We start from the raw sequence: 3,667 nt of genomic DNA, 5'->3' as shown, positions 1-3,667 counted from the left end.
GCCCCGGGCAGCAGCGCGTGGCGCTGGTCCGCGAGGCCGTGGGCGAGGTCGCCTACGCGGCCGGCAAGTTCTCCGAGGCGCTCGGCGAGTTCCGCGCGGCCAAGCGGATGAACGGCGCGCTGTACTACACGCCGATGATGGCCGACTGCGAGCGCGCCCTCGGACGTCCGGAGAAGGCCGTGAAGATGGACGCGCCGGAGGTCCGCAAGGCGCTGGACGAGGCCGGCTCGGTCGAGCTCGCCATCGTCGTGGCCGGCGCCCGGCGCGACATGGGCCAGCCCGAGGCGGCGCTGCGCGTGCTCGAGGTCGAGCCGCTCAACAGCCGTGCCCGGTCCCCGTGGGTCGCGCGTCTGCGCTACGCCTACGCCGACACGCTGCTCGCGCTCGGCCGCACGGACGAGGCCGTCGAGTGGTTCCACCGCACGGTCGCCGTGGACGGCAACAAGGAGACCGACGCCGAGGAGCGCCTGGCCACCTTGTCCACCGTCACCGACGACTGACCCGTCGTCCACAGGCGCCGGCTCGCGTCGGCGGGGGCGTCGGGAGCGCCGACGAGGGTGACGGCATGGACACCAACACCGTCACCCTCGTCGGGCGCCTGAGCGCCCCGCCCACCACCGTCACGCTGCCCAGCGGCGACGAGCTCGTCTCGTTCCGCCTGGTCGTCGGGCGCTCCGCCGCGGCCCGACGTCGGTCCAAGCAGACGGTCGACACGTTCGAGTGCAGCGTGTGGCCGTCGCGGCTGCGCCGGCGCGTGCTCAAGCTCGAGCCGGGCACCACGGTGCGGGTCGGCGGCGAGCTGCGTCGTCGCTTCAGCCGCGCCGGCGGCGCCCCGGCCAGCTGGGTCAGCGTCGACGCCGCGCTCGTCGAGCCGGTCGCCGACCGGTCGGTACGATCGAGCGCGTGACCCTGTCGACCAGTCCCGTGCCCCTCGCCGAGCAGCACGACCTCGTGATGCTGGACCTCGACGGAGTGGTCTACCGGGGACAGGAACCCGTGCCGCACGCCGTCGACGCGCTCGAGGCGGCGCAGAAGATCGGCACGCACCTGGCGTACGTCACCAACAACGCCTCGCGCACCGCCGACGACGTCGCCGCGCACCTGAGCGAGCTGGGCGTCCCGGGCGTGGGCACCGCCGACGTCGTGACCTCCGCGCAGGCCGTCGTCGACCTCATGGCGGCCGACCTCGATCCCGGTTCCCGGGTGCTCGTCGTCGGGGGAGAGGGCCTGCTGGTGCCCCTCCGCGAGGCCGGCCTGGTGCCGGTGCGCTCGGCCGACGACGCGCCGGTCGCCGTCGTCCAGGGCCTCCACCCGGACGTCGCCTGGCGCGACCTGGCCGAGGCGACCTACGCCGTCGCCGCGGGGGCCCGCTTCTACGCCAGCAACCTCGACCTGACCGTTCCCACCGCGCGTGGCGTGGCCCCCGGCAACGGCTCGCTCGTCGGGCTGGTCCAGTCCGTGACCGGCGTGGTCCCGACCGTCGCCGGCAAGCCGGAGCCGCCGCTGCTGCGCTCCACCATCGCCCGGTGCGGCGGCACCGCCCCGCTGATGGTCGGCGACCGGCTCGACACCGACATCCGCGGCGCGGCCAACGTCGGCGTCCCCAGCCTCGCGGTGCTCACCGGGCTCAGCGACGTGCAGACGATCGCCGACGCCGAGGGCGACCTGCGTCCGTCGTTCGTCGCCCCCGACCTGCTCGGGCTGCTCGTCGCCCACGACCCCGTCGAGGTCGAGGGGGACCGGGCGCGGTGCGGGTCCGCCGCGGCGCGCCTGGACGGTGACACCGTCCGGGTCGACGGCGACGACGCCGTCGAGCGGCTGCGCGCCGGTGTCGCGCTCGCGTGGTCGTGTCGCGACACGTCCGGTCGCCGGGTGCTGGTGGATGCGAGGATGACGCCATGAGCGAGCACCCCGAGACCGGTCTGTCCCGCCTCGAGGCGGCCGTCCGTGACCTCGACGCTCTGGACCAGCAGCCGGTCGAGCGCCACCCGGCCGCCTTCGACGCGGTCCACCACGCCATGCGCGAGGTGCTGGCCGGCGCGCACGACGCATGAGCCGCCGACTCCGTCTGGACGCCGAGCTCGTGCGTCGCGGCCTGGCCCGCTCCCGTGAGCACGCCAGCACGCTCGTCGAGCAGGGTCTGGTGACCGTCGGCGGCGCGGTCGCCACCAAGCCGGCCACCGGCGTCACGACCGACCAGGCCATCGTCGTGCGCGAGGACACCGGACCGAGCTGGGCCAGCCGCGGCGCGTACAAGCTGCTCGGCGCCCTGGAGGTCTTCGAGCCGCTCGGTCTCGACGTCGCCGGCCGGCGCTGCCTGGACGCGGGCGCGTCCACCGGCGGGTTCACCGACGTCCTGCTCAGCAAGGGCGTCGAGCTCGTCCACGCCGTCGACGTCGGCTACGGGCAGCTGGTGTGGAAGCTGCAGGACGACCCGCGCGTGCACGTCCACGACCGCACCAACGTGCGCACGCTCGAGCCCGACGTGCTCGGCGGGCCGGTCGACCTGGTCGTCTCGGACCTGTCCTTCATCTCGCTCACCATCGTCATGCCCGCGCTCACCCGCTGCTGCCGGCCCGACGGCGACGTCGTGCTGATGATCAAGCCGCAGTTCGAGGTGGGCAAGGAGAACCTGGGGAAGAAGGGCGTCGTGCGCGACCCCGTCCTGCACGCGCAGGCGGTGCAGCGCGTGTGCGAGGCCGCGTTCGAGCTCGGCTGGGGCACCCGGCACCTGGCGCCCAGCCCGTTGCCGGGACCCGCGGGCAACGTGGAGTACTTCTGCTGGCTGCGCACCGACGCCGGCCCGCCGACCTACGAGGAGGCCGAGCGCGTCGTCGCCGCCGGCCCGCTGAAGGAGCGCGCATGACCGATCGCAGCATCCTGCTGGTCGTCCACGCCGGACGCGAGGACGCACGACGCGTGGCGAGCGACTTCTCCGCGGACCTGTGCGAGGCGGGCGTCACCGTGCGTCTCGTGGAGTCCGACGCCCGCGACCTCGACATCCCCGAGGCCGTCGTCTTCCCCGACGGGCACGAGGCGGCCGAGGGCTGCGAGCTGGCCGTGGTGCTCGGCGGTGACGGCACGATCCTGCGTGCCGCCGAGCTGTGCCACCGCGCCGGCACCCCCGTGCTGGGCGTCAACCTCGGCCACGTCGGCTTCCTGGCCGAGGCCGACGTCGAGGAGGTGCACGCGGTGACGCAGCGCGTCATCGACCGCGACTACGCCGTCGAGGAGCGGCTCACCGTGCAGGTCGAGGTCCAGGTCGACGGCCGTGTGGTCGCCGAGAACTGGGCGCTCAACGAGGCCACGGTCGAGAAGGCCTCCCGTGAGCGCATGCTCGAGCTCGTGGTCGCCATCGACGACCAGCCGGTGTCGCGCTGGGGCTGCGACGGCGTCGTGTGCGCGACGCCCACCGGCTCGACCGCCTACAACTTCAGCGCCGGCGGACCGGTCGTGTGGCCGCAGGTCGAGGCGCTGCTCATGGTGCCGATCAGTGCGCACGCGCTGTTCGCGCGGCCCCTGGTCGTCTCGCCGGACTCGGCCATGGCGATCGAGATCGTCGGCCCGTCGGCCAACGGCGTCCTGTGGTGCGACGGCCGGCGCGCCGCCGAGCTCCCGCCCGGCGCCCGCGTCGTCGTCCGCCGCGGCGACCAGCCGGTGCGCCTGG

At 74.5% G+C, this 3,667-nt stretch carries 6 protein-coding genes; all 6 read left to right on the top strand.

Annotated elements, in window-relative coordinates; translation table 11 throughout:
* On the top strand, window positions 1–500 hold a 500-nt coding region (locus tag AC2W7G_RS11475), incomplete at its 5' end, for a tetratricopeptide repeat protein (protein WP_485868548.1).
* Between the two features lie 65 nt (window positions 501–565).
* Window positions 566–907: a single-stranded DNA-binding protein gene (locus tag AC2W7G_RS11470; protein ID WP_485868547.1), complete on the top strand. Its 342-nt coding sequence runs from the start codon at window positions 566–568 to the stop codon at window positions 905–907.
* Window positions 904–1,902, top strand: a complete 999-nt coding sequence (locus tag AC2W7G_RS11465) for an HAD-IIA family hydrolase (RefSeq protein ID WP_485868546.1) — start codon at window positions 904–906, stop codon at window positions 1,900–1,902. Before AC2W7G_RS11470 ends, AC2W7G_RS11465 begins: the two co-directional genes overlap by 4 nt.
* Window positions 1,899–2,054, top strand: coding sequence for a hypothetical protein (locus tag AC2W7G_RS11460; protein WP_485868545.1), 156 nt, complete (start codon window positions 1,899–1,901; stop codon window positions 2,052–2,054). The genes AC2W7G_RS11465 and AC2W7G_RS11460 overlap by 4 nt, the downstream gene beginning before the upstream one ends.
* Window positions 2,051–2,866 carry a TlyA family RNA methyltransferase gene (locus AC2W7G_RS11455; protein ID WP_485868544.1) on the top strand — a complete coding sequence of 272 codons (816 nt, stop codon included), beginning with the start codon at window positions 2,051–2,053 and terminating at the stop codon, window positions 2,864–2,866. Before AC2W7G_RS11460 ends, AC2W7G_RS11455 begins: the two co-directional genes overlap by 4 nt.
* On the top strand, window positions 2,863–3,667 hold an 805-nt coding region (locus AC2W7G_RS11450), incomplete at its 3' end, for an NAD kinase (RefSeq protein WP_485868543.1). The genes AC2W7G_RS11455 and AC2W7G_RS11450, both read left to right, overlap by 4 nt.

The organism is Aeromicrobium sp. PFPM2_SD2, assembly GCF_057364525.1.
The sequence above is the reverse complement of the archived record's forward strand: the minus strand, read 5'-3'. Positions and strand labels throughout refer to the sequence as shown.